The sequence below is a fragment of the Dyadobacter sp. SG02 genome, assembly GCF_900109045.1.
Lineage (GTDB): Bacteria > Bacteroidota > Bacteroidia > Cytophagales > Spirosomataceae > Dyadobacter.
In genome coordinates this window covers 28514-43939 of record NZ_FNYL01000024.1, presented here as the reverse complement: position 1 = coordinate 43939, position 15426 = coordinate 28514, and the positions used below count along the sequence as shown (strand labels likewise).

The 15426-nt window shown below is 49.6% G+C and carries 17 protein-coding genes; 12 read left to right on the top strand and 5 right to left on the bottom strand.

Going from position 1 to position 15426, the window contains the following annotated elements:
- The coding region (locus BMW93_RS34385; protein WP_143061789.1) for a transposase at positions 1-265 on the bottom strand (265 nt) is incomplete at its 3' end.
- A gap of 88 nt (positions 266-353) precedes the next feature.
- Between BMW93_RS34385 and dinD the strand changes: the two genes are divergently transcribed.
- The 6 genes from dinD (at position 354) to BMW93_RS34355 (ending at position 4027) form a co-directional block, all read left to right on the top strand.
- Positions 354-986: a DNA damage-inducible protein D gene (dinD, locus tag BMW93_RS34380; RefSeq protein ID WP_090387248.1), complete on the top strand. Its 633-nt coding sequence runs from the start codon at positions 354-356 to the stop codon at positions 984-986.
- An 83-nt stretch (positions 987-1069) separates the two neighbouring features.
- Positions 1070-1411, top strand: coding sequence for a helix-turn-helix transcriptional regulator (locus BMW93_RS34375; protein ID WP_090387246.1), 342 nt, complete (start codon positions 1070-1072; stop codon positions 1409-1411).
- Between the two features lies 1 nt (position 1412).
- Positions 1413-1922: an SRPBCC domain-containing protein gene (locus tag BMW93_RS34370; RefSeq protein WP_090387244.1), complete on the top strand. Its 510-nt coding sequence runs from the start codon at positions 1413-1415 to the stop codon at positions 1920-1922.
- 168 nt (positions 1923-2090) lie between these two features.
- Positions 2091-2702, top strand: coding sequence for a hypothetical protein (locus BMW93_RS34365; RefSeq protein WP_229241123.1), 612 nt, complete (start codon positions 2091-2093; stop codon positions 2700-2702).
- Positions 2703-2717: 15 nt separating this feature from the next.
- A complete protein-coding gene (locus tag BMW93_RS34360) occupies positions 2718-3110 on the top strand; it encodes a VOC family protein (protein ID WP_090387242.1) in 393 nt (130 codons plus the stop codon).
- Positions 3111-3154: 44 nt separating this feature from the next.
- Positions 3155-4027 (top strand): PHB depolymerase family esterase, encoded by an 873-nt coding sequence (locus BMW93_RS34355; RefSeq protein ID WP_090387240.1) that lies wholly within the window; start codon positions 3155-3157, stop codon positions 4025-4027.
- A 14-nt stretch (positions 4028-4041) separates the two neighbouring features.
- Here the strand turns inward: BMW93_RS34355 and BMW93_RS34350 are convergent, their stop codons facing one another.
- Positions 4042-5760, bottom strand: coding sequence for a serine hydrolase (locus tag BMW93_RS34350; RefSeq protein ID WP_090387237.1), 1719 nt, complete (start codon positions 5758-5760; stop codon positions 4042-4044).
- Between the two features lie 412 nt (positions 5761-6172).
- The gene (locus tag BMW93_RS34340; RefSeq protein WP_090387233.1) at positions 6173-6934 is read right to left on the bottom strand and encodes an ImuA family protein; all 762 of its coding nucleotides are present in this window, start codon (positions 6932-6934) and stop codon (positions 6173-6175) included.
- Between the two features lie 248 nt (positions 6935-7182).
- On the opposite strand from BMW93_RS34340, the gene BMW93_RS34335 reads away from it, so the two are divergent.
- Positions 7183-7596 (top strand): hypothetical protein, encoded by a 414-nt coding sequence (locus BMW93_RS34335; protein ID WP_090387258.1) that lies wholly within the window; start codon positions 7183-7185, stop codon positions 7594-7596.
- 49 nt (positions 7597-7645) lie between these two features.
- Here the strand turns inward: BMW93_RS34335 and BMW93_RS34330 are convergent, their stop codons facing one another.
- Together BMW93_RS34330 and BMW93_RS34325 are read right to left on the bottom strand one after the other, a co-directional pair.
- Entirely contained in the window at positions 7646-8053 is a 408-nt protein-coding gene (locus BMW93_RS34330; protein WP_090387231.1) for a VOC family protein, read from the bottom strand.
- 120 nt (positions 8054-8173) lie between these two features.
- Entirely contained in the window at positions 8174-8896 is a 723-nt protein-coding gene (locus tag BMW93_RS34325; RefSeq protein ID WP_090387229.1) for a DUF1080 domain-containing protein, read from the bottom strand.
- Between the two features lie 103 nt (positions 8897-8999).
- On the opposite strand from BMW93_RS34325, the gene BMW93_RS34320 reads away from it, so the two are divergent.
- From BMW93_RS34320 to BMW93_RS34300, 5 genes are all read left to right on the top strand, one after another.
- Positions 9000-10088 carry a sensor histidine kinase gene (locus BMW93_RS34320; protein WP_090387227.1) on the top strand — a complete coding sequence of 363 codons (1089 nt, stop codon included), beginning with the start codon at positions 9000-9002 and terminating at the stop codon, positions 10086-10088.
- On the top strand, positions 10085-10819 hold the full coding sequence (locus tag BMW93_RS34315) for a LytTR family DNA-binding domain-containing protein (RefSeq protein ID WP_090387224.1): 735 nt from the start codon (positions 10085-10087) through the stop codon (positions 10817-10819). Before BMW93_RS34320 ends, BMW93_RS34315 begins: the two co-directional genes overlap by 4 nt.
- 125 nt (positions 10820-10944) lie before the next feature.
- A complete protein-coding gene (locus tag BMW93_RS34310; RefSeq protein WP_090387256.1) occupies positions 10945-11754 on the top strand; it encodes a hypothetical protein in 810 nt (269 codons plus the stop codon).
- A gap of 105 nt (positions 11755-11859) precedes the next feature.
- The gene (locus tag BMW93_RS34305; RefSeq protein ID WP_090387222.1) at positions 11860-12381 is read left to right on the top strand and encodes a hypothetical protein; all 522 of its coding nucleotides are present in this window, start codon (positions 11860-11862) and stop codon (positions 12379-12381) included.
- A gap of 112 nt (positions 12382-12493) precedes the next feature.
- Entirely contained in the window at positions 12494-15313 is a 2820-nt protein-coding gene (locus tag BMW93_RS34300; protein ID WP_090387220.1) for a VWA domain-containing protein, read from the top strand.
- The last annotated feature ends 113 nt before the right edge of the window (positions 15314-15426 follow it).

The window sequence follows — 15426 nt, the reverse complement described above, 5'->3', positions numbered from 1 at the left end:
GCGCACGGGCTATCTTCCTGCCCGTGTATATTTTCATGCAATACGCGTATAACAACACTTTCAGCAGCATCCGTGGATGGTAGGCGCTGGTGCCGCCACCTTCGTAAAGGTTGACCAGCTCGCTGATGTCCATTCGGTCGACAACCTGGTTGACAACCCGTACCAAATGTGCCTGTGGGATCAGCTCTTCCAGTGAAGGGGGCAACAATAGCAATTGCCCGGGGTCATATTCCTTAAAAACAACAGATTTTTTTATCTTGCCCATGTATTTCTAATGTCGTAATTAAAAATACAAAAAAGCCCTCGCTCTACATAGTAGAAAAAGGGCTTTTTGCTTTTGGGTCAGCCCCGTCATCATCGGTTCAGGTGCTACTCGGGAATTAGAAAGCGCCAAGCTATCCCGCTACGCGTGCTACTTAATCGTCCAAAATGCCGATCCGGCGAAAGAAGTAGTCGCGTTAGGGCAGACTTACTTCGCTGTACAAACGCGTTTGCAGGAAATCCGGCAAATGGAGGAGTATAACCAGTTGAATACAGAGGATGAAAAGAGCTTTTTTCTCAGAGGTGAGCTAACCAGGAACAATCTTCTGCTGGCGGAAGCCGCTAAAACAGCCGGTGTAGTTGAGCCGATCGACTATGCGATATTCCAGAATCATGGTTACATGGGATTGTACGGTGGCCTCGATGCGAAGGCGATCCGCGAGAAAAAGGGGCTGAAAAAGAGCCAGAACCTTCCCGATTACATGGGGAGCTCGGAATTAGCTGCCAATGTTTTTCGCGCTACGCAGACTGACGACAAATTACGGCGGGAGAACATTGTCGGTAAAGAGAAAGCCAATCAAACGCATTTCGAAGTAGGGACCAAGGTGCGGCAGACTATTCAGGAGCTGGGAGGTACCATGCCCGAAAATCTTCCCATGGTAGAAAATATAAGAAATTGGAAAAGGGTAAAAAACGGCTCAAATAGCTTGGTTTTCAGTGATTAGAAAAAGTTTTGAAAAAATTTGCTTCGAAAACTTGCGTAAGTATTTGCTTACATATAATATTGTGTAAGCAAATACTTACATATATGTCCGTTGAAGCAAGAAGAGATGTTTTTCAGGCGATTGCAGATCCTACGCGCAGGCAGATCATCAATCTGATCGCTTACCAATCCATGAACCTGAATGCCATTGCAGAGAATTTTTCGATCAGCAGGCCGGCTGTTTCGCAGCACATTAAGATTTTAATGGAATGCGGAATGGTGATGGTGCGGCAGGAAGGACGCGAACGGTATTGTGAGGCGAAGCTGGATGCTTTGAAAGAAGTGTCCACCTGGATCGATCAGTACCGGCAGTTCTGGAACACGCAGTTCGATTCTCTCGATCATTATCTAAACCGAATTCAGAACAACAATCAATCCGATCAATAACATGGAAAACCAGGTAAATCAAAAAGCAGAACTTAAAATCGTACGCCAATTTAAAGCACCGCGGCCACTCGTTTACAATGCATTCGCTTCCAGGGAGGCCTTCGCGGAGTGGTGGGGACCGAGAGGGTCGACACTCACGGTCCTGAGTTTTGACTTTCGTGAAGGCGGCAGGACGCATTACAAACTCGACAGCAGCGGCATGCTGATGTGGGCGCTTTTTCGCTACCAGAGAATCCAACAGCCGGATTCTATCGAATTTCTGAGCTCCTTCACGGACCCCGAGGGCAATATTACCTCGTCGCCTTTTCCGATGGATTTCCCGTTGGAAGTACACAACCGCATTACTTTAAGCGAAGCCAACGGCGTCACTACGCTGACACTTCACGCGGAACCGGTGAATGCGACGCCGGAACAGGAGAAAACTTTCGCAGACCTGAACCAAAGCATGAACCAGGGCTACGAGGGAACATGGGGCCAATTGGATACTTATCTTGCCAAGGTACAGGGCTGATGCATTTGGGTTGGCCGTTAACTCAAAATATTGTGATTCAGTGGAGTTGTAATGCAGTTGCGGCCTTTTGCACATTGTGTTTGGGACAATGAGATGATAAGTTTGCGGTCCGGTTCCGATAGTGGGCCGGGCATTGCATTCTTATTTCGCACATTCATCCGTACACGCATGAAAATGATCATTCAATTAATCCCGGTGGTGGCGGCATCGCTGCTGCTGGCGTCGATTCAGGGTTTCGGGCAGAATAACAAGCCCGCTGTCAATTATATGGGCATTCCGGGGCCGATCGTCTTCCAGAAGAAGAGTTACCAGCTACATTGGTCGTCGCACCCCGATGCTTCGCTTTACAAGCAGGAATACCTGGTGGCGGGCGATGGTTTTCCGAATTATAAGTCGATGATTACCATCGATTTTGTGATCGCGGCAGCCAGCGTCGACGATGCGGTGAAAACCAAGCTTCGGGAATTGGAACAATTGAAAAAGACACTGGACGTCAACTACGAAGTGATCGGCAATGCCGCTACCGGCGAGAAGATCATCGATTGCCTGCTCGGACAGACGGCGGCTGACGATGCCAAGAGTATTTATGAACATGATGTGTACCGTTTCAAAGCGGTTACGGCGAAATCGGGGCAAAAAGGGATATTGCTGTTCGCACTCAGCAACCGGGCTTACGGAAAGGACATTCAGCCATTTCTGGCCCGTCTGAAAACAGAGCGGAAGGCGCTGATCGCCGAGGTAGCCAAGGTACCCGTTCCTAATATTACCATTAAGAAGTAAAATCCGACAAGCAACATGGAAACAGTTACTCCCACTTTTGCTCCGCAGCTGTACATTCCGAATGGCGTGAAGGATGTCGATTTTTATGTCAATGGCCTTGGTGCTGTGGAACTTAGGCGTTTCAGTAATGACGATGGCACGATCCATGTTTCGGAGCTTTCCATCCATGGGGCCGTCTTCCATTTGCATGAAGAAACGCGTAATCCGGCGTCGTTCAGTCCTTTGCGTCATCAGGGATCGACAGTGACGATCGGATTGTTCGTAGACAATGTAGATGCCTGTATGGCAAGAGCGGTCGCGGCAGGCGCAAAAATAACCTCTCCGGTCCAGGATTATGATTATGGCTATCGGCAGGGTGATGTAACCGACCCGTTCGGGCATATCTGGATGTTTGAAAGCAGGATTTAAATCGTTTATGTAACTTGCATGGAACAAAATCAATTTCACCGTCCATGTTCAAGAATCTTCTTTCCGCTTTCCTGCTCCTTTTCACAATCACTGCCCATGCCCAGCACGTTCTCGATTCGTTGTTGATCGAAGGCCATTATCGTGTGTATGCCTATAACCCGTCGGTCAGGGTGAAACCCGGGGCTAGTCTGGTATTTGTGATGCATGGGTCGGGTGGGGAGCCGATGGGGATTGTCCGCAGGGGCGCAAAGCTGGAATCGCTTTCGGAATCCGATAATGTGTTGGTGGTATATCCGGGCGGGTATAAAAAATACTGGAATGAGTGCCGCAAGGCTTCCACGGCGGTGGCCAACACGCAGAACCTGAATGAAGAAGCATTTTTCGAAGCGCTGATAGATCTTTTTGCTTCTAAATATAAAATCAACAAGAAGCAGGTTTTTGCCACCGGCTTTTCGGGTGGCGGGCATATGTCGTACAAGCTGGCGCTCACGATGCCGGGCAAGATCCGGGCGGTTTCGGCGATCGTGGCCAACCTTCCTACCGACGAAAATATGGATTGCGCGCCTATGAACATGCCTCTTCCGGTGATGATCACCAACGGTACCGCTGACCAGACCAACCCGTACAATGGCGGGGAAGTGAAAACTCCGGGCGTGACATTGGGTACAGTACGGTCGACAGATCAGTCATTCCAATATTGGGCAAAACTGGATGGCTATTCGGGTGAGCCGATGAAGTCCATCATGCCGGACGGCGATACTTCCAATGATATCACGGTTGAAAAATATACCTACCAAAAGAAAGGCAAGCCGGAAGTAACCCTGCTGAAAGTCGTCAACGGCAAGCACGAATTTGTCACTGATTTCGATATGTTCGAGGAGTCGTGGAAGTTTTTTAAGAGACAGCTAGGTAAATAATAATCCTTGGTTCATTATTTCCCGGCCGATGCAAAGTCGTCCGGCAGTTTTTTGAACCACAAATTCGCCACGCGACCATTCGATACTTTGATACCGGTGACAGCGCCGGAAGGGTTACGAGCAACTTCTATATTTTGCACGAACCACCAGGGCGTATTCAGCTTGTCTTTACCCACGATTTTCAGATCGGCCTCGCCGTGGTGTATGTGTTTTATTTTCAAAGCATTATCTTTTTGGATAATGGTGTAAATGGTTTCCAGTTCGGGGCTGTAATATTGACCGGTAAATTGAGCCAGGTCAGTAGAGGTAGTTTCCTGCGCATCCACTCTCGTACCCGGGTGATCGCCGTTTTGTTTTAAGGTAATGCGGTTTACTTTGCCGTCTTTTCCTTTGTGAAAAATGACGGATGCTTCCACTACTTTGAGGAAAAACGTCGAATCGGACGACGGGAACATGGCTGCCGATGGCTGGCCGGTGCCCTGGGTGTAGTAGTTGTTGCCGTCGCGCCAGAATTTTAATACAAAACCGGGGGCCTCATTCAATGAATAGGAACCGGCATAAGCGCGGAAAAGGGTCGAGTCGAATGCATAGGCGCCGGCTGGTTTGGGCGCTGCCGCGGCAGGCTTATCCTCTTTGATAAAGGAGGATAAATACAAATCGGCCATTTCCAGGTTCTTTTTGGGTGGGTTGAATTCCGCCTGGTTGCTGAGGACGATGAAACCATAATCCTCTTTTGGAAAATAAAGCAGAGAGGAACGGAAACCGGCGTCGGCTCCATCGTGGCCATAATAAGAGAGGCCCTTGTATTTGCCGTGAATCAGTCCCGAGGCATATGGGAGGGTATCGCCTTTGGTAAGCCTGCCGCGTTCAAGCATCTGTTTCATGATCGCCGGGCTGCCCACTTGCGGGTTACGGAAGTTGTTGATCCACAGCGCGAGGTCGTTGACCGTCGTGAAAAGACTGGTAGCGCCGACATTACCGTAACTCAATATACTTTTGCTGAACATCGTCGGCCCGATAGCGCCTGGTGTGCGGTGAAACGAATAGGCACGTCCTTTTACAATGCCTTCCTGATTATCAAAAAACTGTGTGTTTTTCATGCCCAGCGGCTTGAACACGTTGCGCTCCATCCAGTAGGCGAATGGCTGCTTCGTGATGCGGCTGGCGATTTCGGCTAACAATGTATAGCCCGTATTGCAGTAGGCAAAAGCACTTCCGGGTTCGAAATTCAGTTCTTTCTGGCGGGTAACGAGGTTCATCACATGTTGTTTGGTGATCACGTCGTCAAGCTGCCAGCCTGCCATGACCAGCAGGTTCCATTGGTCGCGGAGGCCGCTGGTGTGGTTGAGGAGGTGCCTGATAGTGATAGTTTTACCAAAATCGGGAACTTCCGGTATATGTTTCCGGATATCGTCGTCGAGGGAAAGTTTGCCTTGCTCGGCCAGAAGTACAATGGCGTATGCCGTAAATTGTTTGGACACCGACGCTACATGGAAGATCGTTTCAGGGCCTATTTTGGCACCCGTTTCCACATCTGCCTCGCCGAATCCCCTGGCGTAGACCAGCTTCCCACCGTGCACCACGCCCACAGCCGCGCCCGGCATTCCGGGCTTGTTCCATTCTTTAAACAGCGAATCGGTTTTGGCCGTTATGCGAGACGTCTGGCAATGAGAGGATTGGATGCTCAAAACAAATAGCAAAGCGGGAAGCAAGAGGCGTAATGATGCTTTCATACGGCAATTATGGATTAGCGATCGAATGTGTCCTAATATAAGACTTGTGGGCACAACAATACGAATCGTTCCGGATAAAGGCCGTGATAAATTGATAAATGGTCAAGCTAAGGTTCGCAGTAGTCGGAATCATTCGGTATCATTATGACTTTTGTTCCTTCCAGTGCATTGGGCATATTGTCGTAGAATTCTTTGCAGGTTTTACTTTCGACAACGATCGTATCAATGGTGTCTGGTATCTTGTTTTTGCGAGTATCAGACGCCGGTTTTTCGCAGTTTAGGAGCGCGGCGTGGAAAACGAATGTGAAAGGAAAGGTTAAATAACTGGTCATGGCAAGTTATTGATTGTTGATTTAATAAATATACAATAAAATTATATATAAAATTAAATAACAAAATACACTTGCTAATCTTATGCTCTTTGGGCGATATAAACCGAGGTATCGTCCGGAATTTCATGGGTATCATCCGTAGTTTCTTTCCGGAGGTATTCAAACCGCCCGGAAATCCATTCCATATCCCATTCTCCCGGCTCGCCATTCCGGATTTTTTGCAGCTGCACATGCCAGCACGGATGGCCGACACCCGGCATACCTTCTTCGAGTTGACTGGGCATAGGGGTTACCTGCCAGCGTGATACACACGCAAGCGTACTCACAGCGCGAGGATTGTTACGATGCAGGAACCCGGTAACCCGGCTCTGTTCCACGGCCAGTTGAAGCCTCCGCGATTCTGTAAAACTGATTTCACGCACTTCTCCTACCACCGCCGCCAAAGATTCACATTTCAATGCCTCCTCCACAGCCCAGATCACATCTTTTTCCTTGCTGAGATCAATAAAAACCACCCGGTGCGGCTCCACGCCAAACGCTTTGAGCGCAGCCGCGAACACAATAGGGCGTATGCCGATCCACAGGCATATCCCGTGCTCTCCCATCAGCCTACCCAGCAATCCGGCCATAAAGCCGGTTGTAGCAGCGGCGCTTTCAGGATCATTACTGATAAATTCATGGACCGCCCCGGTTGGAAACGTGTGGTTCGGAAAAGAAGCATCCATAACCCCCAACCCAAAATCGACTTTCCTGGCCCCCACGGGCGTACTAAACCCCTGCAATGCAAGAATATCTTCTTGCAACCTGCTAAACATGCCGTTTTTCAGGAGCGGGAGAGCCATAAGGAACGTTTTTGAGTAACTATTTGATACTTTTGGTATCAGTATTAGGGTTTCAAAAATAACAATACTTGGAGAACAACGCAACACCCAGCTCCGATAATATTGTTAAAACCGCCAATGGAAAATTTATTTAAAGCTGTTGCTGAAATGCTTAGCATTCGTGATTACGAGGCGTTTTTAAAATTGAGTGGTTGGGAGGAGAAAATGGAGAATTAATGCTTTGTCATACTTCAGATATTGTTGTTCCCATGAAAAAATTCCTGGCCCTGGCAGCCATCGCATTGGCCTGTTCAGAAAAGAAAGTTGATAAACGTGACGACTGCGTACCGGTGGAGCAGGTGGCGGTTTCGTCGGATTGCTATAAGGGTACCGACGGGCTTTTGCTGACGGCCGATACGCCTTCCGCCATTGCCCTGGATTGGGTACTGGCACCGTTGAAGGATACTTCGGGCGCGCAAACGTACGTGCCTTATTACGCGAGCACGACTTCGAACCAGTTGGTAGTGCCGGACAGCATTGTGCGGAAATATCCCAAAATAGGGGTCATGTTTGTAGGTGCGTACGGATGTCCTTCCGATATGTATTTCAGCTTTGTCCGCAGAATGGACGGCGATTCGTGCGCGCGCTGGTATTTGCAGGAGCGCTTCCCGAAGGGAGATTAACACAAAAAGCCGGAGCGCGGCCCCGGCTTTTGAAATGCTTTACACATGACTACCGGGCCCGCACGTCGATCATCCAGTCGATCCCGTACTTGTCTTTGAATGCCCCGAAAATGTCGCCCCATACCTGTTTCGCCATCGGTACGGTAACGGTGCCGCCTTCGCTGAGCTGCTCGAATTTTTTGCGGAGGTTAGCCTCGTCGAAGCCGCTGAGCGAGAGCTGGATCTTGTCGCCTGTCAGCGGGCCTGGTTGCGGGCTGTCGCAACCCATAAAATCGACCTCACCTCCCATTAACGACGCGTGCATGATCTTGTCGCGCTGGGCTGCCGGACAGCTGTCATCGACTTGCCCGAAAGTCATCGAGTTCAGCTCGCCGCCGAAAATGCCTTTGTAAAATTCCATCGCTTCGGCGCAATCGCCTTCGAACATCAGGTAAGGGTGCAATACGGCCTTTTCCATTGTGTTTTGTAAGTTAAGGTGGTTGTATCAGTGTAACTTCACAAAGGTAACCGGCTCAGGACTATGCCTGTGGGTGCTAACAGGACAATCAAAGGGGGACAATGCGACATGGCCCTATTCTTACAGCTTTCTTAATTTGATATTGCGGTACCAGACCGTGCTGCCCCAATCCTGCAAACCGATGCGGCCTTTATAATTGCCTTTGGCGATTGGTGCGGCTTTCAACCCGCTGTTGGCGATGCGTTGTTTCCAGTCGGCGCCGTTCAGGTCGTGTTCCTGCACAATGAACTCGTTCTGGTACACGGTCAGTTTGCCTTTTTTGACAATAAAATGGATCTTGTTCCATTCTCCCTGCGGGTTGCCTTCGCGCAGGCGGGCATTCGCGACGCCGAAAAAGTCGCTCGCGCGGTGTGTATTTTCTTTGGCCCCTTCATAGATTTTATCGTCGATCACCTGCAATTCCAGTCCGGTATCGTGCATGTTTTTGTTGGTCGGAGATTCCTGTACAAAAAAGAAAATGCCGCTGTTGGCATATTTGCTCACTTTCCATTCGGCTTTGAACTCGAAATCACCATTCACGAGCTCGTCGATCACGATGTCGCCGCCGTTTTTGGCTTTGTTACCAGCCCTTTCCGGGACATTCAGCTTAACAGCGCCGTCCTCGATCAGCCACGCAGAACCGGGCGTCTTGCCATTGTAGGCATGCCAGCCTTTCAGGTCTTTGCCGTCGAACAACAATTTCCAACCTTCTTTCTTCTCGGTCGCGGTGAGGGTATTAAGCGCTTGCGAATAGGTGTTCAGGGAAAGCAGCGCGGCGACTGCGGTAACGAAAAAACGGGTCATAGGGGCAGATTTAAGTGTTTTCGATTGATTTGGGTCCTGCAAAATACTGATAAATTTTCATGAAATTACCTTATTTTTGGGCATCCTAACTGATCTCTTAAATATGCGGCCTTATCTTTTCGGGCAAAAATGGCTGCTGGGTTTTGCCCTTGCACTGGTTTACATTCCGCTCCGAACGTACATCAACGTCCCTCAGCAATACTGGTACACGATACCACGCAACCTGCCGCTATTCGCATTGGAAGTCGTTATCAGCACTGTTTTTTATACGGCCTGGATTTACCTGATGGACGGATTCCTGCGAAAACAGGCCTCACTTACCGGTACCGATAAATCGCCCGCATTCAGTATCCGCGATCAGCTTATTACGTTGATACCGGCCGTGCTGCTGGCCGTCCTGTTCAATATGATCCTCGCGCGCACCTGGGGGCTGATGAGCCAGTGGTGGAACCCGTATCCAAGGCCTACGCTCGCCGATCTCCGCACACGCGACCTCATGCATACGCGCTGGCGCGCAGGGCAGGCACTTACGATCCTCGCACTCATTGCCGCCTATTACCTCTGCGTGAGCAACCAGGTGCAGGAAAAGATGAAAAAGCTGCTTGTCAATTCCGAGCGTCTGGAAAAGGAAAATATGCATGCCCGATTTCTGGCATTGAAAAATCAGGTAAGCCCGCATTTTCTATTCAATAACCTCAGTGTGCTGTCGTCGCTGGTGGAGTCGCGGCCGGAGCAGTCGGGGGAGTTTATACAGGAGCTGTCCTCGGCGTACCGCTATATTCTGGAACAATCGGAGCTGGACAAGATCAGTTTGAAGGAGGAAATGAAGTTTCTGGATACCTATATGTACCTGTTGCGGACGCGCTTCAAAGAGAAGGTGGTGCTCGACTCGGCGCTTTCGCCTGCGGACGAGGAGCGGTATTCCATTATTCCGTTGACATTACAATTATTGGTAGAAAATGCAGTGAAACATAATACGATGTCATTGGTTAATCCATTGGTAATCAGTATTAAAATTATAGATGATATGCTGGTGGTCAGCAATCCTTTGCAGTTAAGGCAACAAGACCAGCCTACGACGCGTCTTGGTTTAAAAAACATTGTCAGCCGTTATAAGCTGTTGCAGGATAAGGATGTGGTGATCGACCAGTCCGCCACCCATTTTACAGTGAAAATACCATTGCTATCATGAATGTACTGATTGTCGAGGACGAGGAGCTGAGTGCGGAACGTTTGCAAAACCTGATCCGCAATATTGACCCTACCATTCGCGTGCTCGGCATTATTCCATCGGTTTTTGAAACCATTGCTTACTTGCAAAACAAGGACAATACGGAACCCGATCTCATTTTTCTCGATATTCACCTCGAAGACGACAACGGTTTCAAGATCATCGAAAGCCAGGGGCTCATGATTCCGGTCATTTTCACAACTGCATTCGACGATTACCTGCTTCGCGCATTCAAGGTGCACAGCATCGATTATTTACTCAAACCCATTAACCCGCTCGAATTGCAGGCTTCGCTGAACAAATTCCGGAAAATCAGAACAAATGGCGGGTCGCAGGCGGAGGAGCCCGAAAAATACAAGGACCGGTTCCTGGTAACTGCCGGTTCGCGGATATTTACATTCAAAACTTCTGAAATCGCCTATTTCACGATTGAGGAGCGTGCTACATTCCTGAGGCTGTACGATGGCCGTCATTTCGCAGTAGAGTACAGCCTCGAAAAGCTGACGCAAATGCTCGATCCGGCCGAATTTTTCCGCATTAACCGCACCATGCTGCTATCCCTCCACGCGATCCGCGAAATGCACGCGATGTCGGCCGGAAAGCTGAAAATTGACCTGAACCCGGCGCCCCCGCAGGAAATTTATGTAAGCTCCGAGCGTATGACGGAGTTTAAAAACTGGCTGGGTAAATAACCTCTCGTTGACTTCTGCATTTAAAATTGCCCTTTCAGCCCCCGAAAACGGGCGTTCCGCGATTTGTATTTTCATTCCAGGGGCAGCTTGCCCAAATTAGGGCCAAACAGCAGGAGGTTCGTGTTATGTCAGTGATTCAATTTAATGCCCACAAGAAGTACCATGTGCTTCAAAGTAAAACCCGCGTTTGGGAAACACACAATGATCTGACCCCGCATTATCGCATCCTATTTATCCGCAGCGGGGAGGGCCATTTCAGTCTGGACGGAAAATTGTGCGACTACGCCGAGCAGGGCGTCATTTTGCTCCGCCCCGGCCAGCACCCGATTTTCCAGGAAGACAGCAGCGCAGAGATCTTCCTTATCGCATTCGATACCTGGCTTTCCGACGATTTTTTGCAGAAAAAGGAGTTCAGCCCCGATTTTGCCGACATTTATAAACAAGCCGAGCACCTCTGCGACTCCGTACGCCTTACCCAGGGCAAACCGCTGCAAAACGAGCGCGACGCTCAAACAATTACCTACCTGATCAACCAGATCCTTTTCGAAGTAACCCAGCAGCCGACTTCGCATAACAAGCTGATCCGTGGCAGTATCGACCTGATCGTCACCATTTTGGCGCGGAATAATTTTGAGAGCAAAAAAGTAGAGGAAGCCACGTCGCGGCAACGACTCGCCGGGGCCATTATCGATTACCTCCGGCAGGAATTGCATCAGAATAAGAGCATTCGCGTGCCCGAACTGCTGATGCGCTTCAATATCTCGGAAGATGTCGCTAATCTTTGTGTGCTCAACCAGACGGGCATGTCGCTCCGCAACTTCATTTTCAAATACAAAGCCGATCTCTTCAAAAGCCGGATGCTGAAAATCGATATTTCGGAACTGACCAGTTATCTCCAATCCGGCGGGCAGCAAACGCCTCACTTGTCTATTTAAAACGTCGCTTGTCGATTGCTGGTTGAAGCCGGCCGTTCGCACATTTAGCTTTGAATCAGTCGGGTAAATGCCCGGTGTATTTCAAATGTCTAAATGCGAATCGCTATGAAAAAGCTGGTTTTTTATGTGGTAATGATATTTTGCGGCTTGCCGAATGTGAGCGCGGGGTGCAGTGAGAAAGAGGTCGATGCCGTGGAAGTCGATAACGGCACCTTGACGGGTTACTGGAAGCTTTTGGAAGGGGCTTCTTTGACCAAAAAAAGCAAGGATGGCGACTGGGTGCAAACGGCGACGATCAAGCCAGGCGTATTTGCTTACGAATTCAAACCCGACAACACATTCATCAGTTACGACCTGACGGGCAATTTTCCGGCAGCGAAAGGTACCTGGAAACTGGATGTGAAATCTCAAACCGGGAAGGAAATAGGTTCTGCCGGATTGTTTCTTTACAGCGATAATTTCAAGGATATCGCCGATACCGATGCGCTCGAAACGGATGGAGCGATGAAATTTCAGCTTAGTATCAAAGGCGGACGTTTGCATTTGGTCAGCAAGGAAATTGCGCTTGGCGGAAGTGGTAAATATCCCTACATGCGCAACGAAATGACCTTCGTTCAAGGCAAATAGCGAACGCTTGTACGTGTGACTTATTTTACGGAAGTATGTGCGCCGCCGATTTCCGGGTAAAAATCCCGACCTTCGTGCATTCGATAACACACATACTTCCAGTAGTTTACGTATGAGGCGATTCTCCATCCTGATTATCTTTTTTGCATTCATTATCAGCCCGGTTGCCGCGCAGCAGGAAGCGCCGCAGACATCGCTGAACCATTATATTGAATTTTTGAGCCAGTCGTCGGAACTGGTGATCCGGCGGTTTAAAATGCTTCGCGATTACCAGGACGACGTGAGCCGCTACCGTAAAAAACCGGATTACGGATTGCGTTTACCGTCGTCGGGGCCTTTGGAAGCATATTATTATCAAAAGGCATTGCATGGTCTGGGTGTAGAAGCCGGTAAGCGGAAGCAGTTGAATGCGGGCCTGGAAAATGTCTGGAAAGTGCTTAACAAGCTCGACGAAACTTGCAAAGCGCTGGAAACCTACGTGCGATTGAAGGATTACGAACGCGACAATCTGAAAAAGTCGGATGGGCTGGTCGCGGAAATGCAGTCACTTTTCGAACGCTATGCTCATGACAAAAATGCATTGTACACGCAAATACAGCAGGTTTACGCCGGTGTCCAGAACCGCCCGTCAACCGATCCCTACATCGTAACGGAAAAGGCGATGGGAGAGATCGTCGCCGCCCAGCAACGATTATTGGAAGCATTGCCTTATTACCTGAACGAAGAAAACAAAGCCGAATGGCCCGTAGCACTGGTACGCCAGAGCATGCTCGACGATGAGAAGGCGTTGGCAACCATTGGAAATACAGCATCGCAGTTAGAATATCCGGCATCGGATATGGTGGGTACATTTAAATCGGCGCTGGCTTCGATGCAGGATATCAAACGGCGCGCGCTGGATGACCATAATTTTGCCGCGCAGCAATCGGCGCAGCATGGTAATGCGGTGTATTTGTCCCTGGTAGAGCAGTTTAACCATGATATGCTGGAATTTTACAAGGCATTTGTCGGGTACAGCAAGCCAGGGCATTTGTTGCTGGCTTATCCTTTTTTCAGTCCGGTCATGAAGTCGGAAGGTTCGGGAGACGTTGCCGCCGCGGGCAAAGGTACTCCGCCTTTTCAGGACAAATCTTTTCAGCCGCTGAATGTGAAAAAAGCAACTGTGCCTGCCAATGCCACATTGATTAAAACATGCAATCAATATGTCGACTGGATCAACCAGTCGTTGCGGCAAATGCATTTGCTGCAAATGATCATGCGCAACTACCAGGGCTCGGCAGAATACTACCGCGACCCGGCGAAGGCTCAAAAACGCGCTAACCTTACTTATTCGCACGAGGAGTTTAAACTTCCTTCTTCGGAATACGCATTGCTTCTGAGTGCCAGCACCGCCATTCCCGAGCCATATCGCAAGTCGGTAACCGGCCAGGCCGAGGTTTTGATGAATATTTTACAGGAAATGGACGGCCTGAGTATCGAACTGATCCGCTACACTTCCGAAAAACAATACCTGCAAGACCAGCTGAAACGCTCCGACGCCATTCTCGACCGCTACCTCGTCCTTTTTGATATACTGGATAAAAAGAAAGAGCAACTCTACAACGATATCCGCCGCATTCACGAAAGCTATCCGAACGCAACGCCGACCAGCTCGTGGTACATCGCGGGTAGCGCCATGCTGAAAACCATGGACAACAGCCACAACGCGATGTTCGGCATGCGCGATTATCTCAAAGGCGAAGCATCGAAAATGCCCGAAACAGCCATGCTGGAAGCCGACAGCCGCCAGTTGATCGCCGATGAATATAAGAACATGAAGGGCCTCCAACGCTACGGCCGAAGCAACGGGCTTTGTCCGTACACGCCTTACGAGGACCTTGGAGCGAATGCAGGCCGATTTGCGGAAAAAGTGCAGCAATACAAACCGGAGACTTCGGGTTTTGCGGCACATCCGTATGAGTCGTTTTACTATTTCTATAACAACGAGCTGGTTTACCAGTACAACAACTTCATAGAACTGTCGAAAGCCGGGCTTTTGAAAACGATCAATCAACCCGATGTCTTCGCATTCAGGCGTATTCAGCCACAAAAATCCGTGACTCCGCCCGCAAAAAATGCCGAGCCGGTGAATGAGAAACCCGTTGAAAAGCCGGGAGAAAAGCGGGTTGAGGACATCGCACAAGTTAAAACGAACAGTGCCGAAGTGCCTGCGGCACAACAACCTCCCGCTCGCAGGGATACGCGCCCGCTCACGAACGAGAGTGCACCCGCGCCCGCAGCGCAGGCGAAGCGCGATACCGTGTACGTAGAGCGCGTACGCGTGGATACGGTGTATGTCGACCGGAATGCGCAATTGCAAAATGTTACACGTTCGCTCGATGGTTTTGCCCCGAACAATATGGTGCTGCTGCTGGACGTATCGTCGTCGATGAACTCGCCTTACAAATTGCCGTTGCTGAAACGCTCTATTAAATCGCTGCTGACGCTCGTGCGGCCCGAGGATATGATTTCGATCGTGCTCTATTCGGGCAAGGCGCGGGTGGTGCTTAAACCCACTTCGGGTGCCAAAGCCGCAGAAATTGCAAGGATGATCGACCTGTTGCAATCCGATGGCGATACCGATGGTAACGAAGGCATTAAACTGGCTTACAAAACAGCCAACAAACAATACATCCGTGCCGGCAATAACCGCATCGTACTCGCTACCGACGGCGAATTTCCCGTCAGCGACGAGGTCGTAGATATGATTCGCCAGAATGCCCGACAGGACGTTTATCTCAGCGTTTTCACTTTCGGGCGCAATGAGCATACCGGCCAGAAACTCAAAAAGCTGAGCGAACTGGGTATGGGCTCCTACGCGCATGTGACCGACGCAAGTGCGGACCTGCAACTGATCCTGGAAGCGCAGGCGAAGAAGCTGGCAGGCAAGTGATTAGCAGGTAATTTCAGGTTAGTCTATCCATCCAAACTTTGAAGTAACCGGTTGTGTAACAGGAAGTGAATACGTGAAGGAACTTTTCTTTATTGGAATAGTTATAGTTAATC